This window comes from Micromonospora sp. NPDC049497, assembly GCF_044465805.1.
Lineage (GTDB): Bacteria > Actinomycetota > Actinomycetes > Mycobacteriales > Micromonosporaceae > Micromonospora.
The window spans coordinates 77,071-92,952 of record NZ_JBITMC010000008.1; the positions used below are offsets into that span (position 1 = coordinate 77,071).

Here is a 15,882-nt window from a genome sequence, read left to right on the forward strand (position 1 = left end):
CGGCCGTCACTCGGGTGACCGCTAGGCTGGCCCTTCCTGGCCTCGCCACCTGGAGAAACCCCATGTCCGACAGCGTCTTCGCGCAGTTCACCGCCGACGACGACCAGCTCGCCGTCGCGTTGCTCGTGCAGCCGGCGATCAACGCCGCCCTGGTGCACAACCGGGTGCCGCTGGTCCGCCACCTCACGCTGGTCAACCGGGGTACGGAACCGCTGGCGGGCGTGACGCTGACGCTCGAACTGCGCGGGCCGGACGGCGCGCTCACCGAGCCGTGGACGCGTACGCTCACCGCGCCGCTGCGGCCCGGCACGAGCACCGGCTGGGACGACTTCCGGGACGTCACGCCCGACGGTGGCCTGCTGTACCGCACCGACGAGGCATTCCCGGTCGACTACCGCCTGACGGTCGAGGCGGGTGGCAAGCCGCTGACGCTGGTCGCCCCGTCGAGAGTGTTGGCGCACAACGAGTGGTTCAACAGCCCGGCCCTCTACGACAGCCTGGCCGCCTTCGTGCAGCCGAACACCCGGGCGGTGGAGGCGGTGCTGCGGTCGGCGGCGCCGATCCTGCTCGCGCGGACCGGTTCCGGCTCGCTACAGGGCTACCAGGAGGGCTCGGAGCGGGCGGCGCTGATCGCCGGCGCCGTGTACGAGGCGCTGCGCCAGCTCCAGATCACGTACCAGACCCTGCCGGCGTCGTTCGAGAACAGCGGCCAGAAGGTACGGACGACGGCCGCCGTGCTGGACGGGCGGCTCGGCAACTGCCTCGACCTGTCCGTCACGTACGCGGCGTGCCTGGAGGCGGCGGGCCTGCACCCACTCGTGTTCATCAGCGAGGGGCACGCCTTCGGCGGCTTCCTGCTCGAGGAGGAGCGGCTCGGCTCCGCCGCCGTCACCGAGACCAACCTGCTGATCTCGATGGTCGACTCGGGCCGGGCAGTGCCGGTCGAGCTGACCCGGATCGGGCCGGGGGCGCAGACCGCGACCTTCACCGAGGCGGTACGGGTCGGTCTCGGCCACTTCCGCGGCGAGGGCCACCGCCTGCAGGGCGTCGTGGACGTCCACCTGGCCCACCGCTCCGGGATCCGGCCGCTGCCGTCGGCCGACGAGCTGGTCGCGCCCGTCGAGGCCCAGACGACCACCGACACCGACGCTGAGGCCGCGTCCCTCGGCCTTCCCCCCGGTGTCGCCGCGGCCAGGCTGCGCCAGCTCGCCGACGAGGGCGACGAGGTGCCGCACCAGTCCGACGGCTCACCGGCGCGCATCCAGCAGTGGAAGAAGTCCCTGCTCGACCTGAGTCTGCGCAACCCCCTGCTCAACCTGCCCAAGCGGGGTCGCGGCCTGGACCTGCACGTGCCGGCCGGTGCGCTGGCCCTGCTCGACGACCTCATCCACGACGGCCGTCAGGTGCAGGTCATTCCGCAGGACGACATCAGCCACGTCCACGAGCTGGCCGGTGCGCGCCGGGCGCAGGACCTCGACGCCGAGATCCTGACCCGGGAGCTGCGGACCGACCGCCGGGTCTACGGCGCCGTCACCGAGGCCCGCTACAAGACCGTCATGCGGGCGCTGCAGCGCGAGGCGCGCACGATGGAGCAGGAGACCGGCAGCAACTACCTCTACCTGACCATCGGCACGCTGGTGCACACCAGGACCACCGGGGGAGAGGCGTACGCGCCGCTGTTCCTGCTGCCGGTGCGGATCGAGGGTGGCACCGGCCGCCGCCCGTACGCGATGGTCATCGACGGCACCGAGGTCGCCAGCCCCAACCACTGCCTGATCGAGTGGCTGCGGGTGAAGCACGCCGTACGGATCCCCGAGCTGGAGCGACCGGTCCTCGACGAGGCCGGGATCGACGTCGCGAAGACCCTCGCCGCCATCAACACCGGGCTGGTCGACAACCGGCTGAACTACCGCATCGACGAGACCGCCAGCCTGCGGCTGCTGCAGTTCTCCACCTTCCAGATGTGGCGGGACCTCGGCGACCACTGGCCCCGCTTCCTGGAGAACCCCGTCGTCCGGCACCTGGTCGAGTCCTCCGGCGCCACCTTCGACGACCCGGCCCGCCCGGACCACGAGTCCGAGGTCGTCGTCGAGGAGGCGGAGCTGCACCTGCCGATCCCCGCCGACGGCTCCCAGATGCAGGCGATCGTGATGGCCGAGCGCGGCCAGTCCTTCGTCCTGGAGGGCCCGCCCGGCACCGGCAAGTCGCAGACCATCACCAACATGATCGCCCGGGCGGTCACCGCCGGCCGGTCGGTGCTGTTCGTCGCCGAGAAACAGGCCGCACTGGAGGTCGTGAAGCGCCGCCTCAAGCAGATCGGCCTCGGACCGTTCGCCCTCGACCTGCACGGCCGCAAGCAGTCCCTCAACGCGATCCGCCAGCAGCTCCGCGACGCCCTCGACCAGTACGACCCGGGCGGCGACGGCGACTGGACGGCCGTCGAGACGGCCTACCGCACGCGGCTGGCGCCGCTGGTGGAGTACCCGGCGCAGGTCCACACCGCCAACGGAGTCGGAATGTCGCTCTGGTCGGCCTACGAGCAGGTCCTCGCGTACGCCGACGGCCCGGTCGCCCCGATCCCGGTGAGCTACCTGCACGCAGCCGCCGAGGTGCGCACGCGGGTGGAGACGACGTTGCGGGAGTTCCCGGCCGCCGCACGCTCGGCGCGGATCCGGCCCGAGCACCCCTGGGCGCTCAGCGGATGCCGCACCCTCGACGGGCTGCACGCGGCGGCCGTCACCGAGATCGCCGCCGACCTCGAACACCTCCGCGCCGACCTCGCCGCCCACCCCCACCTGGTCGACCTGCTGCGCACGCTTCCCGCCCCGGAGACGGTCACCGAGCTGCAGGCCGGTGCCTGGCTCGCCGTACGCGGACGGCTCCCGGACCGGGAGACGACCCTGCGTGCCGGCGACCGGCGGTGGGACGAGGCGGTGGCCCGGCTCCAGGCCGACCTGGCCGCCTTCCACCAGGGGTTCGCCGGTGAGCTCGCCACCTTCCGGCCGGACGTCTTCGCCCGCCCCGAGCTGGCCGCCTGGCACGCCGAGGCGCAGGAGGCGGCCAGGAAGCTGTTCGGCAAGCGCAAGCGGCGGCAGGCCGTCGTCGACAAACTGGCCGTGCATCTGATCACCGGCACGCAGGTCGACGTCGAGCGGGTCGAGGTGACCACCGGACGTCTGGTCGCCGCCCAGGCGCAGGCCGCCACGCTCCACCAGCACGCGGTCGCGTTGGGCGGACTGCGGATGCCGGCGTGGCGGCCCACCGACCCCGACGCCCGTGAACGGTTGGCCGAGGCGGTCGAGGCGACCCGGACCGGCCGGACGCTGCTCGCCCGCCACCCGCAGGCCTGGGACCTGCTCCACGGTGGAGCCACCGAGGTCGACGCCGCCCTCCTGGACCGGGTCGCCTCGCGGTGGCGCGCCTGGCGCGGGGTGCTGCGCTCGGCTGCGCCCGAACTCGCCCTGTGGTCCGGTGGCACCGACTGGGTCGACGCCTGGCAGCGGGACGGCGCGACGTGGCTGCACGACCTCCGTACCGAGGAGCTGTTCCCGTTGCGGCGCTGGGCGACCGTCCTCACCCACGCCGACGTGCTCGCCTCCGCCGGTCTCGTCGACTACCGGGACCGGCTGCTCCGCGCCGAGGTGACCGCCCAGCTCGCCGAGGAGGTCTACCGCCGGGGAGTCGCGGCGGCGTCCCTCGGCGAGCGGGTCCGGGCCGGCGGCCTGCAGTACTTCGACCCGGAACTGCACGACGACGAGATCGCCCAGTTCGAGACGGCCGCCGGTGAGCTGCGGTCCGCCCTGCCCGAGCGCCTGCCCTCGGTGCTGGTCCGCCGCCGCCCGTTCAGCCCGACCGACCGGCGGGGCCGCTTCGCCGACTTCGCCGCGGAACTGCGCCGCAAGCGGGGCGGCCAATCCTTCCGGGAGCTGTTCGAGCAGTACCCGGACGCCGTCCTGGCGTTGACGCCGTGCGTCCTGGTCAGTCCCGCCTCGGCGGCGAACTTCCTGGCTCCCGGGAGCCAACGGTTCGACCTGGTCATCTTCGACGAGGCGTCGCAGATCCGCGTCGCCGAGGCGATCGGCGCGATGGGCCGGGGTGGTGCCGTGGTGGTCGTCGGCGACTCCCGGCAGATGCCGCCGTCCACCTTCATGCAGGCCAGCCACACGGCGGACGACGTCGACGAGGTCGACGGCCCGGTGCTGGAGGACCTGGAGAGCATCCTGAGCGAATCCGTCGAGTCGGGGCTGCCGCAGCGGTGGCTGTCGTGGCACTACCGCAGCCACGACGAGTCGCTCATCGCCTTCTCCAACCGCTACTACTACGACAACAAGCTCTCCAGCCTGCCGTCGCCCGGCGCCGGCAGCTCCGCCGGCATCACCTGGCGACGGGTCGACGGCCAGTACGACCGGGGTGGCTCGCGCACCAACGAGGTGGAGGCGCAGGCGATCCTCGCGGACATCACCCGGCGCCTGCACGACCCGGCCACCGCCGGCCAGTCCATCGGCGTGGTCACGTTCAACATCCAGCAGCGCGACCTCATCCTCAATCTGCTGGAGGACAGCGCCGATCCGATCATCCGGGAACACCTCTCTGCTGCCGTCGGGGAGCCGATCTTCGTCAAGAACCTGGAGAACGTGCAGGGCGACGAGCGGGACGTCGTCCTGTTCTCGCTGGCGTTCTCCACCAGCCCGGAGACCGGCCAGCTCCCGCTGAACTTCGGCCCGCTCAGCCAGGCCGGTGGCGAGCGGCGGCTCAACGTGGCCATCACCCGGGCCCGCCGGCAGGTCGTGCTGTTCTCCTCCTTCGACCCGTCGGACATCGACCTGTCCCGTACCTCCGCCGTCGGCACCCAGCACCTGCGCGCGTACTGCGAGATGGCCGCCGCGGGCGCGGACCGCCTGGGTGACCTCGCCACCGACCGCACCGAACGACGCAACCGCATCCGCGACGAGGTCGCCGCGGCGCTGCGCGACCGCGGCCTCGAGGTCCGTACCTCGCACGGCCTGTCCGACTTCACCGTGGACATCGCGGTACGCCGGCCGGGCTCGCCGCGGTGGCAGGTGGCCGTGATGCTGGACGGTCCCGAGTGGAGTGCCCGGCCCACGGTGGCCGACCGCGACTCGGCGCCCGCGCTGCTCCGCACGATCATGGGCTGGCCGGAGGTCGTGCGGTTCTGGCTTCCGGCGTGGATCCACGACCGGTCGGCGCTGCTCGACCGGGTCGACGAGTCGATCGCCCGGGCCGAGGCACCGGAGATCGTCGAGCCGGACGCCGCACAGGCGGAGGCTGTCGCGCCCCCCGGCGAGGTCGAGCTACCGTCCCCCCGGGTTGCGGAGGACGTCGAGCAGCCGCGCTTCGCGGAGGTCGCCGAGCTGTCGCCGCCGCGAGTCGCGGAGGACCGCGAGCCCCCCGCCGACGCCCCGGCGGCACCCGTCACCGGCCTCGCCGTCCCGCCCGCGCCAGGTTCCGTCGCGATCGCGCCGTCGGCGGCTGCCGGCAGCATCATGGTCAGCCCGTTCGTCCCGTACGCCGCGACGCCGCTCGGCGACCAGAGTGACCTTGACCTGCTCGCCACCGATCAGCGGGTACGCGGCCTGGTCCGGGAGGCGCTGCGCGAGATCATCGCGGCGGAGGGGCCCATCGAGCAGCACCGACTCGCCCGCCTGGCCCTTGCCCGGTTCGGCTTCCTCCGGACCCGCGAGGACCGGCGCGCCGCCGTCCTCGCGCTCGTCGACGCCCGCCGGCTCTACGACCACCCCACCGTGGGCCGGTACGCCTGGCCGGAGGGGACGGACCCGCAGACGTACCGCGGGTACCGGGTCACGCAGGCGAGCAGCGACCGGACGTTCGAGGAGGTGCCACCCGAGGAGGTGGCCAACGCGTTCGTGCACGTGCTGCAGGGCGTGCCGCGGATGGACGAGGAGCGCCTTCTGCGCGCCGGGCTGGAGCGCCTCGGCTACCGGCGGCGCACCGGCAAGATCGACAAAATGCTCCGGTACGGGCTGCACGTCGCCCTCACCAGCGGCCGTCTCCGATACGACGAGCAGGGGGACATCACGCTCGGCTGACCGGGCTCAGGACTACCGCGGCCGGCGGCCCGCCCAACCTGCCCGGCGATGTGTCCGCTGGGTGACTGCGGACTACGCGCATCGTCCGGTAGAGAGGCATGAAGGCTGCGGTGGCCGGAGGTGAACCGTGGGCGGCTACGTGAACCGGGACGGCGGCGGCTGGACCGAGTTGCGAGTCCATGGCGTGTCCGGAACGCCGCCGGAGCGCATGCTGGCACACCCGCACGTCGCGCGGGTGGCGGGAGATGCCGAGGCGGGCTTCCACCGCAGGCGGTGGGAGGCGCGGCAGACCTCCGCCGACACGGCGCAGGAGCGACTCGAGGCGTACTCGTGGGGTGCGTTGACCGCGGGCAGTGGGCAGCGGGCGCTGTGGCTGCTGCTCACGCCGTTCCTGCTGGTGAACGTGGCCTTCTTTGCCCTGCCGTCCGCCGGCGCTCGAACCGGACGGCGGGGTCACCGGCGGACGGCGGAGGCGCTGCTGCGGCTGTTCGCGCTGTCGATAACGCTTACCCTGGTCCTGGCCGTCGTCCTCGTGTCCATGGACTTCTTCGGGTGGCAGTGTGTGCGTTCGGCGCGCGACTGCACCGACCGCGTCTCGTGGCTGGGCTTCCTGTCCTGGCCGTGGCTCGACCTGCCCGGGCGGCGCATCGCTGTGACGGCCGCGCTCCCACTGGCCGTGGTGGGTCTGCTCTGGTGGTTGGCGAACAAGACCTGGCGGGAACTGGAAGCGGCGACCGTACCGCCGGCCGCCGCCGAGGAGCAGGACCGCACGCCGCTGGAAGACCGTCGGATGTGGAACGGCGAGTCCCAGGTGCGGCGGCTGCGGGCGGCCCACGTCGCGGCCGGCTTCGCGCTGGTCGGCGTCCTCCTGCTCGCGCCCTTCGCCGATCGCAGCGCCACTGAGCCAGGGGCGGCCACTGCGGCCGTGGTTGTCCTGTTCGGGCTGGCGCTGGCCCTGCTCGGGCTGGCCGTCGTGCTGGTCTGCCTGCCCAACGACCGCCCCCGGCCGGACCGGGGCGGTGCACCCGGTGGCCGGCGTGATCTCTACACGCTCCTGCCGTGGCTGGCCCTGGCCGTGACCGTTCTGGCCGCGATGGTGGTCTGGCAGCGCGGCGTCAACGCACCGGTGTACGACCCGGATGCTCCGCGGTCGCAGCTACCGTGGCTCACCGGGGCGGTCCAGGTGCTGGCGGCGGCACAGGTCGTCCTGCTGCTGGCCATGCTGGTCCTCCTGCTGGCCGGGCGTGCCCGGGCCCGGCCAGCCAACTCGGCGGCGGAACCGTCACCCGCGTGGTTCGGGCTCGCGACCCCCGCGCTGATGATGTTCGCGCTGGTCCTCGCCGGCGCCTTCGCCGCCGGCCTGGCCCTGGCGGTGGCCCATGTGCTCGGCAAGCCGGCGCCGACCGATCGCACCCCCGACACCATCGTCGTCCCGCTGGTCTACTTCTGGGGAGCGGCGATGGCGGTCCCGGTGGCGGCGACGGCGCTGCTGCTGGCGGGTGTCGCGCTGTGGTTCGTACGGCGCAGCACCGACCGGATCCTGCGCGACCACATCGTCCCGGCCTACCCGACAGAAAAGATCGCGGAGGCGCTCCGGACGCCCCACGACCCGCACCACGCGGAGACCCTGCGACGCGCCCGTCGCATCGCCGCCGCCTGGTCCCGAGCGACCCTGAGCGACGTGGGCGGACGGGTCAGCGGCGTGTTCGTCGTCCTGCTCGCCGCCCTGACCGCAGGCGGCGTGATCGGCTACCTGGTCGACCGGAGCTGGGTCTACGTCCACGCGCGCTGGGCGGTCACCATCGGCGACCTGCTCGTCGGTGGATTCGCGGCCGGCCTCCTCTACGTGGGGCGCCAGGCGTACCGCAACCCGCGGTTCCGGCGGACCGTCGGCGTCCTGTGGGACATCGGCACGTTCTGGCCGCGCGCCACCCATCCGCTCGCGCCTCCCTGCTACGCCGAACGGGCGGTCCCGGACCTGATCCGGCGCATCGAGTACCTCGGCCGCACCTGCGGCGGTCGCGTCCTGCTGTCGTGTCACTCCCAGGGAACGGTCATCGGCGCGGCCGTGGTCATGCAACTCACGTACGCGGAGAGCGCACGGGTCGCCCTGCTCACCTACGGCAGCCCGCTGCGTCGGCTCTACGCACGGTTCTTCCCCGCGTACTTCGGACCGGCCGCGTTGCGCCGTACCGGCGCTCTCCTGGCGGGCCGGCCCCTGGACGTCACCGACCGCGCTCGCGCCCGCTGGCCGTGGCGCAACCTCTACCGGCCCAGCGACCCGATCGGCGGATGGATCCTGACTGAGGCCCGGTCGGTCGGGGCAACCGGCGAGCAAGGGCCCACCGAGGGCGCAGAGCACGTCGACCGACGGATCATCGACCCGGTGTTCGCTCGGACGGCAGGGGACAACTGCTACCCGGCCACGCTCGGGCACTCCGGCTACGCGGAGGACCAGGCGTACGCGGCCTGCGTCGACAACCTCCGCGAGCTACGCGAACAGGTGAGCGGCGAAGGAAGGTAGCTGGAGGCGACGGAGCCGGGGCATCATCTCGGCGGTGCCCGACGCGTACGGTCGTGGCCGGGGTGTGCCGTCGGCCTCCGTCGTCACGTCCCAGCCACCGCCTCGCCCTGGCCTGATCACCGCCACACGAACGGGAGACACCGCCGATGCCGAAGGCCTACTGGATCAACACGTTCCGGTCCATCACGGACGAGGAGAAGCTGGCCGCCTACGTCGAGCTGGCGGGGCCGGCGATGCGTGCGGCGGGCGGCAGGTTCCTGGCACGCGGGCTACCGGCGCACGCGTTCGAGTCCGGCATCGTGGAACGCACGACGCTGATCGAGTTCGACAGCGTCGAGGCGGCTGTGGCCGCCTACCGCAGCCCCGCCTACCAGGAGGCGCTGCGGGCACTCGACGACGGAGCGGAGCGCGACCTGCGCATCATCGAGGCGGTGTCCGAGACTCCGGCGTAGACGGCGCCCGGTCATTCATCGCGCGGGGCACAGACGACCGGAGGGAGTACCCCTGGTTGGGATGCTCCCTCCGGTTCGACTGCTCGCCTACGTCCGGTCAGCCGGTGAAGCGGAAGTAGGCGCGGTACTGGTGCCCGTCGTCGAGGGACAGGACGAACTCCCGGCAGGTGCCGGCCCAGGCGGGGTCGGTCTTCCACGGGTAGAGGTACTGGCCGTTGGCGGTGACGGACAGCTGCGCGTCACCGGCGGTCTGAGCGGCGACCGGGGTGGGTCGGGGGGTGACGCCGCCGTCGGGGTTGACGGTCCGGAGCGTGTCGCAGTCGACCAGGCGGGAGTAGGGAGAGTTGCTGGCGAGGATGTCCAGGCCCCGGTTGGTGCCGAGGTTGAACCTCATCGGGACCGCGTCACCGGCGTCGACGGTGTTCAGGGCGGGTTGGGCGGCCCGACCGGTGAAGTCGCCGCGGCAGGTGGGGTGGGTGTCGAAGGCTTCGGTGTTGTCGTCGCGGTTGGTGGTGCCCTGCACCGCGCTGTAGCCGAGGCCCCGGCGGGCGAAGGAGGCCCAGAGCGTGCAGGCGTTGTCGCCCCCGGTCAGCGCCGCGTCGGCGGCGATGATGGCGTTGCGGCCGGTGACGAAGCCGGGCCCGCAGCCCTGGAACTTGAGTCCGTCCATGACGAGCTGCATGGCGAGGTTGTTGCCGCCGGTGTTCCAGGAGTCGTAGATGTTGGGGTTGTACCCGCGCCGGTCGATGAGGTCCCACGTCATGTCCCAGAGCACGGACGCCCAGCCGTGGCCGACGCCGTGCGGCATCGCCAGAGACGTGCCGTTCAGCCAGCCGGCGGTCTTGATGCTGTCGTAGGTGAACGGCTGGATCTCCATGTTGCGGGAGTACGGCCGCGGCCGGATGCCGTTGCCGCTCCGGTCGTCCTGGAACAGGACGTAGGGACCCATGCCGCGCCGGCCCTCCGCCGTGTCGAACCTCGGGTCCATCAGCATGGTGATGGCGAAGTAGTCGCTCCAGCCCTCGCCCATCCGCTCGTCCCCGGTCAGGCAGTTGATCGTCGGTCCGCCGGTGAGCCGGTTGGAGATGCCGTGCGCGTACTCATGGACGACGACCCCGGCGTCGAGGTCGCCGTCCCGGATGCCGGGGTGGTTCGGGTGCTTCCGGATGGTTCCCGTCGCAGTTCCGTCGGCGACGGCGGCCTTGATGGTGGCCCCGTCGGCCTGGGTCACGGCGACCGCCGGGATGGTCACCGGTGCGCCGGCCATCGACCCGGTCAGGACTGGCGCGGTGCCGGCCGCGTTGTGCGCGATCACCACGGCGACGGCCCCGAGGGACTCGGCGACCTGTGCGCGAACCAGGTAGCTGCAGGCGGCGGTGCCGCCGTCGAGCACCGCGACCCAGTCGGTGGCGGGCCGGCTATCGGGGTACGTCTCGGTGGCGCAGCCGGTGCCGCCGTACACCAACCGGCCGGACCGCCCGGCGACCGTGGGCGCCGGGGTGAACCGCGACCACGACGCGTCGAACGAGCCCGGGCCGTCCACGACGACCTGGTTCTGGCTGCCGAACTGGTTGCCGGGCCACAGGTACATCTGCATCCGGGGAGTGCCCACGCCGTCGACCGCCGGGGTGGAGAAGTTCGCGTTGTTGGTGCCGCCGCCGTCCGCCGCCTCCGCGCGCACGTAGTCCCCGCTCGCGCCACCGCGACTGTAGTTGTTCGCCTGGAAGTTTCCCGACGCCTCGTCGAAGCCGTACCGGTGGGTGACGTCGTGGACGATGTTGTTCCAGTAGAAGAGGTTCGCGGTTGCGGCGTCCCGGTAGTTCTGCGCGTGCTCCCCGAGGTCGAGCGGGAAGTTGAAGCTCAGACCCGTTCCGCCGTCCGGGCTGCTGCCCAGGTCCGCCGTATTGTTGACGTCCTGGTCCTGGTAGGCGTGCACGTTGACGCCCTGCGTCGTGGTGAACTCCGCGCCGGGCGCCCCGTCCGTGTCGTGCCAGCCGTGCGGCGACGCCGTACCGTCCGCCGGGTTCGTCACCAGCGTGCGCGGCCCGTCGTTCGGGCTCTCGGTCGGCAGGCCGAACACCTGGTAGCTCGACCCGTCCTGCACCGGGTTGGGGGAGCCGGCCCCGGTCGAAACCTGCGAGCGACCCGCCACGTGGTGGCCCAACGTGCTCGACAGTTCGGACACCTCGTCGTGTGTCGTCCAGTCCTCGACGGCGAGCAGCGCACCGCTCTGCGCGTCGATCGTCGCATTCCACAGGTGGGAGGCCGTGGAGTCGTCGATCACCAACTGCCACGCCAGGCGCAACCCGGCCTCGCTGGGCTGCCAACCCAGCTTCGCCGGAATGGGCTCGTCGGAGATACCGCTACCGGACACGACCGTCCGCTTCGCCGGGCCGGCGGCACGGCTGAGCACCCGGGGGTTGCGCGGAGTCGGCAGTTTCAACGCCTTCGCCGCCGACCGCACCGCCTTGACGGCATCCACCGACTCCTGGGCCGACGCGCCGCCGGACAGCCCGGACACCAACGTGTCGCCCACGAAGATGACACTGCCGTCCCGGGCGACGTTGACCGTCGCGGTGGCGCCGAAAACCTCCAGTTGCTTGTACCGCTGCGACAGATTGACATGCGTCACACCGTTGTGTGCGCTGGTGTAGCTGGAGGCGACCCCGAGATCGCTCAGGTCGGAGGCGTGGACGCCGTGCTGACCCGCGTTCGACCGCAGGTACGTCATGGCGATGGTGTCCGGCCGGCCCTCGTTCGGGCCGGTCAGGAAGATGGGGTTCGGCTTCGCGGCCGGACCCTCATTCGGAGCCGCCCAACCCGGCGTGGCCGCCAGCGTCAGCGACACGACAAGACTGCTGACAAACACCAACCGGGTGTCACGCCGAGCGCGTGAGACGGGGGGAGATGAAGCCACCGGTGCTCCCTTCACTGTTCCGACACAGCGCCGTCTGGCGCCGCGCCACCACCACCGGAACAGCCCGTGCCGGCGTACGCCCCAGCGCGGTGTTGCCGACCGACGCTACGGACCGGACGAGCACCAGTCACCCAGCACATGTTTAAATATCTCGATTGTTTCTCCGACATGTGTCAAGCCGCTGTCGCCGCCTGCCGCTCGCAGCGCCCACCCTGGGGTGTGCCGAGGCGGAGAGGGGGTACGCCCCACCGGTCGGATGGGGGAGGGCGGATGACGAGCGAGGCGCCGGACTACTTCCAGCCCGAGAACGGGATGGTGCTCACGACCCTGCTGATCGTGCGGGATGTGGACCGTTCACGGGAGTTCTACCAGCGGGTGCTGGGAGCGACGGTGGTGCGGGATCGCCGGCCGGCGATCCTGCGCTTCCACAACAGCTACATCGTGATCAACGACGAAGGTGGTCCCACCGACGACAAGCCGGACGTACGCGCACAGGCGCCGCCGGACTCGACCACGCTGAGCAGCGCGATGAACATCCGGGTCACCGATGTCCATGCCGTCTACGAGCAGTGGCGCTCCCGGGGCGGGGAGTTCCTCACCGAGCCGAAGGATCATGGCGTCGAGACCCGGTGCTACCTGCGGGACCCGGACGGCTACCTGATCGAGCTCGGGCAGGCCGGCAGCATCCTCGCCGAGATGGGGCGGGTCGCCGCCGCCTGATGGCAGAGCCGGCGCCCCCGAAGCCCTGACCCCAGCGGTGATCTCCATTCCCGAATCACCCCAACCGCAGCGGACCACGCGGACAGCAACGGCGGTCGACCGCGACATCCGGTCAACCGCCGTTGCACGCCGCTCTGCTAGAGGCCGTAGACGGTCAGCTTCGCGCCGTCGGTGACGTACACCCTGCCGTAGGTGACCACGAGCTGGTCGACCGCGCCGGTGAACGCCGGCGCTTTCAGCGGGGCACCGTCGACCGGGTTCAGGGTGTATACCCGGTCGCTCTTGGCTGTGACGTACAGGACACCACCCGCGACGATCGCCCGCTGGTACTGGCTTTCCGGAATGCTCCGGCTCCAGATCGTGGCGCCGGTGCTGCGGTTCAACGCGGAGACCGTGCCCCCATTCGAGGTGACGTACAGCCTGGTCGGGGTGACCACCACGAACCTCGGGTACAGGTTCGACGCGAGCCAGGTCAGGGTGCCGGTCGTCGCGTCGAGGACCTGCAGGCTGTGCCCCCACCCGACGTAGAACCTGGTCCCCGACTCGTCCGCCGCGAGCGGCCGGTACTCACGGTCCTGAGTGGTGTGGACGATACTGCCGGTGCCGATGTCGACGATGGTGCTCGTCAGAGGTCCGGCCCCCATTCCGGTTCCGGAGACAACGACGCGACCGTTCGCCGAAACCGGCTGTTTCATGTACTGGTTGCGCTGCCACAGCAGCTGCCCGTCGGCGAGGCGGTAGGCGCGCGTGTCACTGCTGTAGCGGCTCTCGCCGGAGACCACGACGACGCCCCGGTCGACGAGGATCTGCGTGACCACTCCCTCGTCGTGGAAGTCCCGGACCACCGTCCCGGTGGTAGCGTCGAGCACGAAGATCCTGGTGGAATCGAGGCCAGGCGTGGCGGGGCTGTCGTTCATCGCCCAGACGATCTGGCCGGCCGTGTGGACGAGATGCGAAGGCCACCGGAACCTCTCGGGGTCCGGCTCGAAGCGCCACTTCTGGGCGCCGGTCCCCTCGTCGGTGGCCGTGACACCACGGTCATCCTGCGTGTACACGAGTCCGTCGGCGACGACCGGTGCGCGCTGGCCGGTCCGGGCCGGAGTGCCGGTGTACGTGAGCTTGAGGTTCGGGACGGTCGGAACCGTCACGTTCGACTCGTTGGGATTGAATCCGCTGTTGCTGACCAGGTAGCCGGACATGGCCCACCAGCCCGTGCCGCCCGCGGCGGCCGGCGCCGCCGGCATCGCCACCGTGGCCGCGAGCACCGCGGCAGCGGTCAGCACCTTCAGTGAGTGCTTCACTCGTACCTTCCCCGTTGGCGCGGCCTCGCCGAACCCCGCGCCCCTGTCCTTCGTGCCGGGCTGCGTCCCTGCTGCCTCGGCGCCGCCGTGCCGGTGATCATATGGCTCAAGCGACGTCCATGGTTGCCCGCCGACGGCACGTCGGAGCAGGGCGAAGCCTTCCGGCGTCCAGCAGTCGAGGGCGGCCGGTTGGTCCAGCGGCTGAACCGGAGGTGTGGTCTGTCCGGACCGAGAAGATTCGACCGCCGGCGAGCCGGCCGCGCGTCAGGTGGTAGCGCGTTCGGCGGCGGCCACGGCGTTGCGGAACAGCATGGCGACCGTCGTCGGGCCGACCCCACCGACGCGCGGGGTGATCGCGGAGGCCACCTCGGCGCAGGCTTCGTCGACGTCGGGCAGGAGACGGCGGCCGGCGTACCGGACACCGGCGCCGATCACCACCGCGCCGGGGCGGACATGCTCCGGCTGGACGATGCCGGGGACGCCGGCTGCCGCGATGAGGATGTCGGCGCGGCGGGTGTAGCGGGGCCAGTCCGGTACGCCGGTGTGGACAACGGTGACCGCGGCGTTCGCGGTGGGGCGTTTCTGGGCCAGCAGGATGGCCAGCGGCCGCCCGACCGTCGCGCCGCGCCCGAGGATCACCACCTCGCGACCGGCGACCGGGATCCCGTGGTGGTCCAGCAACGCCTCGATACCGGCGGGAGTGCAGGGGAGAGGGCCGGGCATGCCCAGAGCCAGCCGCCCCATGTTGAGCGGGTGCATCCCGTCGACGTCCCTGTCGGGGTCCAGCGTCTGCAACGCGGCGTCGTAGTCGAGGTGGTCGGGGATCGGGTACTGGATCAGGACAGCGTGCACGTCCCTGTCGACGTTGAAGCCGGCGATCACGTCGAGAAGGTCGTCCTGGGTGGCGTCCGCGGGCAGGTGCCGGTGCGGCGAGTCGAAGCCCAAATCGGCCGCCTGCCGCTGCTTGATCCGGATGTACCCGGCGCTCGCGTCGTCGTCGCCGACCAGGATCGTGGCGAGGCTGGGCGTGATGCCTCGCCCGTGCAGGGTGGCGACCCGCCGGGCGATGTCGGCGAGTACGGCTTCGGCCACCGGTGCGCCGGACAGGAGTCGGGTCTGGGGCATGGGTTCCTCCGGACGGCAGCCCAGGCGGTCGACTCCCGTGACAGGCTCCCCGATGGTCCGACCATCCCCGTGCCGCCAGTCGCCTCCGCCCAGCAGGATACCCGGCGCTGATACCGACCAACGCTCACAGCCTGCGCGTACGCATATGCCGCAGGGCATGCTGCCCAGCGTCCCGCCGAGCCGGCGCAGGTGCTGCCCCGACGTGGCGAGCGGCGGAGGCGGTCGTGGCGGTCCTTGCCGATCAGCTGGTCAGCCTCTCAAAGAGTTCGTTCGGCGTGTCGTAGTACCTGGTCGTCCGGCCGAGGTGCGTCATGCCGAGCCGCCGGCAGACGGCCTGGGAGGCACGGTTGTCCGGATCCGTGACCGCGATGGCCCTCGCCAGACCCCGGCTGAACGCGTCGTCCAGGACCGCCGCCGCTGCTTCGGTGGCGTAGCCGTGCCCCCAGGAGTCCGGATGCAGGTGCCAGCCGATCTCGACATCGGTCGGCCCGCCGGCCGGTTCCCCGGCCGACAGGGGAATCGGCTTGAGCAGGAGGTTTCCCACCAGCCGGCCGTCCGCCGCTGTGGTGATGGCCCAGATCCCGTGGATCGGATCGTCGATGGCGCATCGGCGTGCGATCGAGGCGAGGGCATCCTTGCGGTTGTTCATGATCGTGGGTTGCGCGCCCAAGAATCGCACGACCTCCCAGCGCGACTCGAGATCCAGAAGGAAGTCGGCGTCCTCATCGCGCCAGGGGCGCAGCAGGAGACGGTCGCTCGCGATGGTGCGCACGCG

8 protein-coding genes are annotated in these 15,882 nt (G+C 71.7%); 4 read left to right on the plus strand and 4 right to left on the minus strand.

What is annotated here, in order from left to right; translation table 11 throughout:
• The first annotated feature begins 62 nt into the window (after positions 1 to 62).
• The 3 genes from ACIBR0_RS13965 to ACIBR0_RS13975 all read left to right on the plus strand — a co-directional run bounded on the left by ACIBR0_RS13965 (position 63) and on the right by ACIBR0_RS13975 (position 9,044).
• Positions 63 to 6,068 carry a DUF4011 domain-containing protein gene (locus ACIBR0_RS13965; RefSeq protein WP_396715486.1) on the plus strand — a complete coding sequence of 2,002 codons (6,006 nt, stop codon included), beginning with the start codon at positions 63 to 65 and terminating at the stop codon, positions 6,066 to 6,068.
• 127 nt (positions 6,069 to 6,195) lie between these two features.
• A complete protein-coding gene (locus tag ACIBR0_RS13970) occupies positions 6,196 to 8,592 on the plus strand; it encodes a hypothetical protein (RefSeq protein WP_396715487.1) in 2,397 nt (798 codons plus the stop codon).
• Between the two features lie 146 nt (positions 8,593 to 8,738).
• Positions 8,739 to 9,044 (plus strand): DUF1330 domain-containing protein, encoded by a 306-nt coding sequence (locus ACIBR0_RS13975; RefSeq protein WP_357027966.1) that lies wholly within the window; start codon positions 8,739 to 8,741, stop codon positions 9,042 to 9,044.
• Between the two features lie 97 nt (positions 9,045 to 9,141).
• Here ACIBR0_RS13975 and ACIBR0_RS13980 read toward each other — a convergent pair whose 3' ends face one another.
• Complete coding sequence (locus tag ACIBR0_RS13980; protein WP_396715490.1) at positions 9,142 to 11,892, minus strand: M36 family metallopeptidase; 2,751 nt, start codon at positions 11,890 to 11,892, stop codon at positions 9,142 to 9,144.
• Between the two features lie 339 nt (positions 11,893 to 12,231).
• Here ACIBR0_RS13980 and ACIBR0_RS13985 point away from each other — a divergent pair, with 339 nt between their 5' ends.
• Positions 12,232 to 12,681: a VOC family protein gene (locus ACIBR0_RS13985; RefSeq protein ID WP_396715492.1), complete on the plus strand. Its 450-nt coding sequence runs from the start codon at positions 12,232 to 12,234 to the stop codon at positions 12,679 to 12,681.
• A 137-nt stretch (positions 12,682 to 12,818) separates the two neighbouring features.
• Here the strand turns inward: ACIBR0_RS13985 and ACIBR0_RS13990 are convergent, their stop codons facing one another.
• The 3 genes from ACIBR0_RS13990 to ACIBR0_RS14000 form a co-directional block, all read right to left on the minus strand.
• The gene (locus ACIBR0_RS13990; protein ID WP_396715494.1) at positions 12,819 to 13,982 is read right to left on the minus strand and encodes a PQQ-binding-like beta-propeller repeat protein; all 1,164 of its coding nucleotides are present in this window, start codon (positions 13,980 to 13,982) and stop codon (positions 12,819 to 12,821) included.
• 264 nt (positions 13,983 to 14,246) lie between these two features.
• Positions 14,247 to 15,107, minus strand: coding sequence for a bifunctional 5,10-methylenetetrahydrofolate dehydrogenase/5,10-methenyltetrahydrofolate cyclohydrolase (locus tag ACIBR0_RS13995; RefSeq protein WP_396715496.1), 861 nt, complete (start codon positions 15,105 to 15,107; stop codon positions 14,247 to 14,249).
• Positions 15,108 to 15,348: 241 nt separating this feature from the next.
• Positions 15,349 to 15,879 (minus strand): GNAT family N-acetyltransferase, encoded by a 531-nt coding sequence (locus tag ACIBR0_RS14000; protein ID WP_396715497.1) that lies wholly within the window; start codon positions 15,877 to 15,879, stop codon positions 15,349 to 15,351.
• Between the last annotated feature and the right edge of the window lie 3 nt (positions 15,880 to 15,882).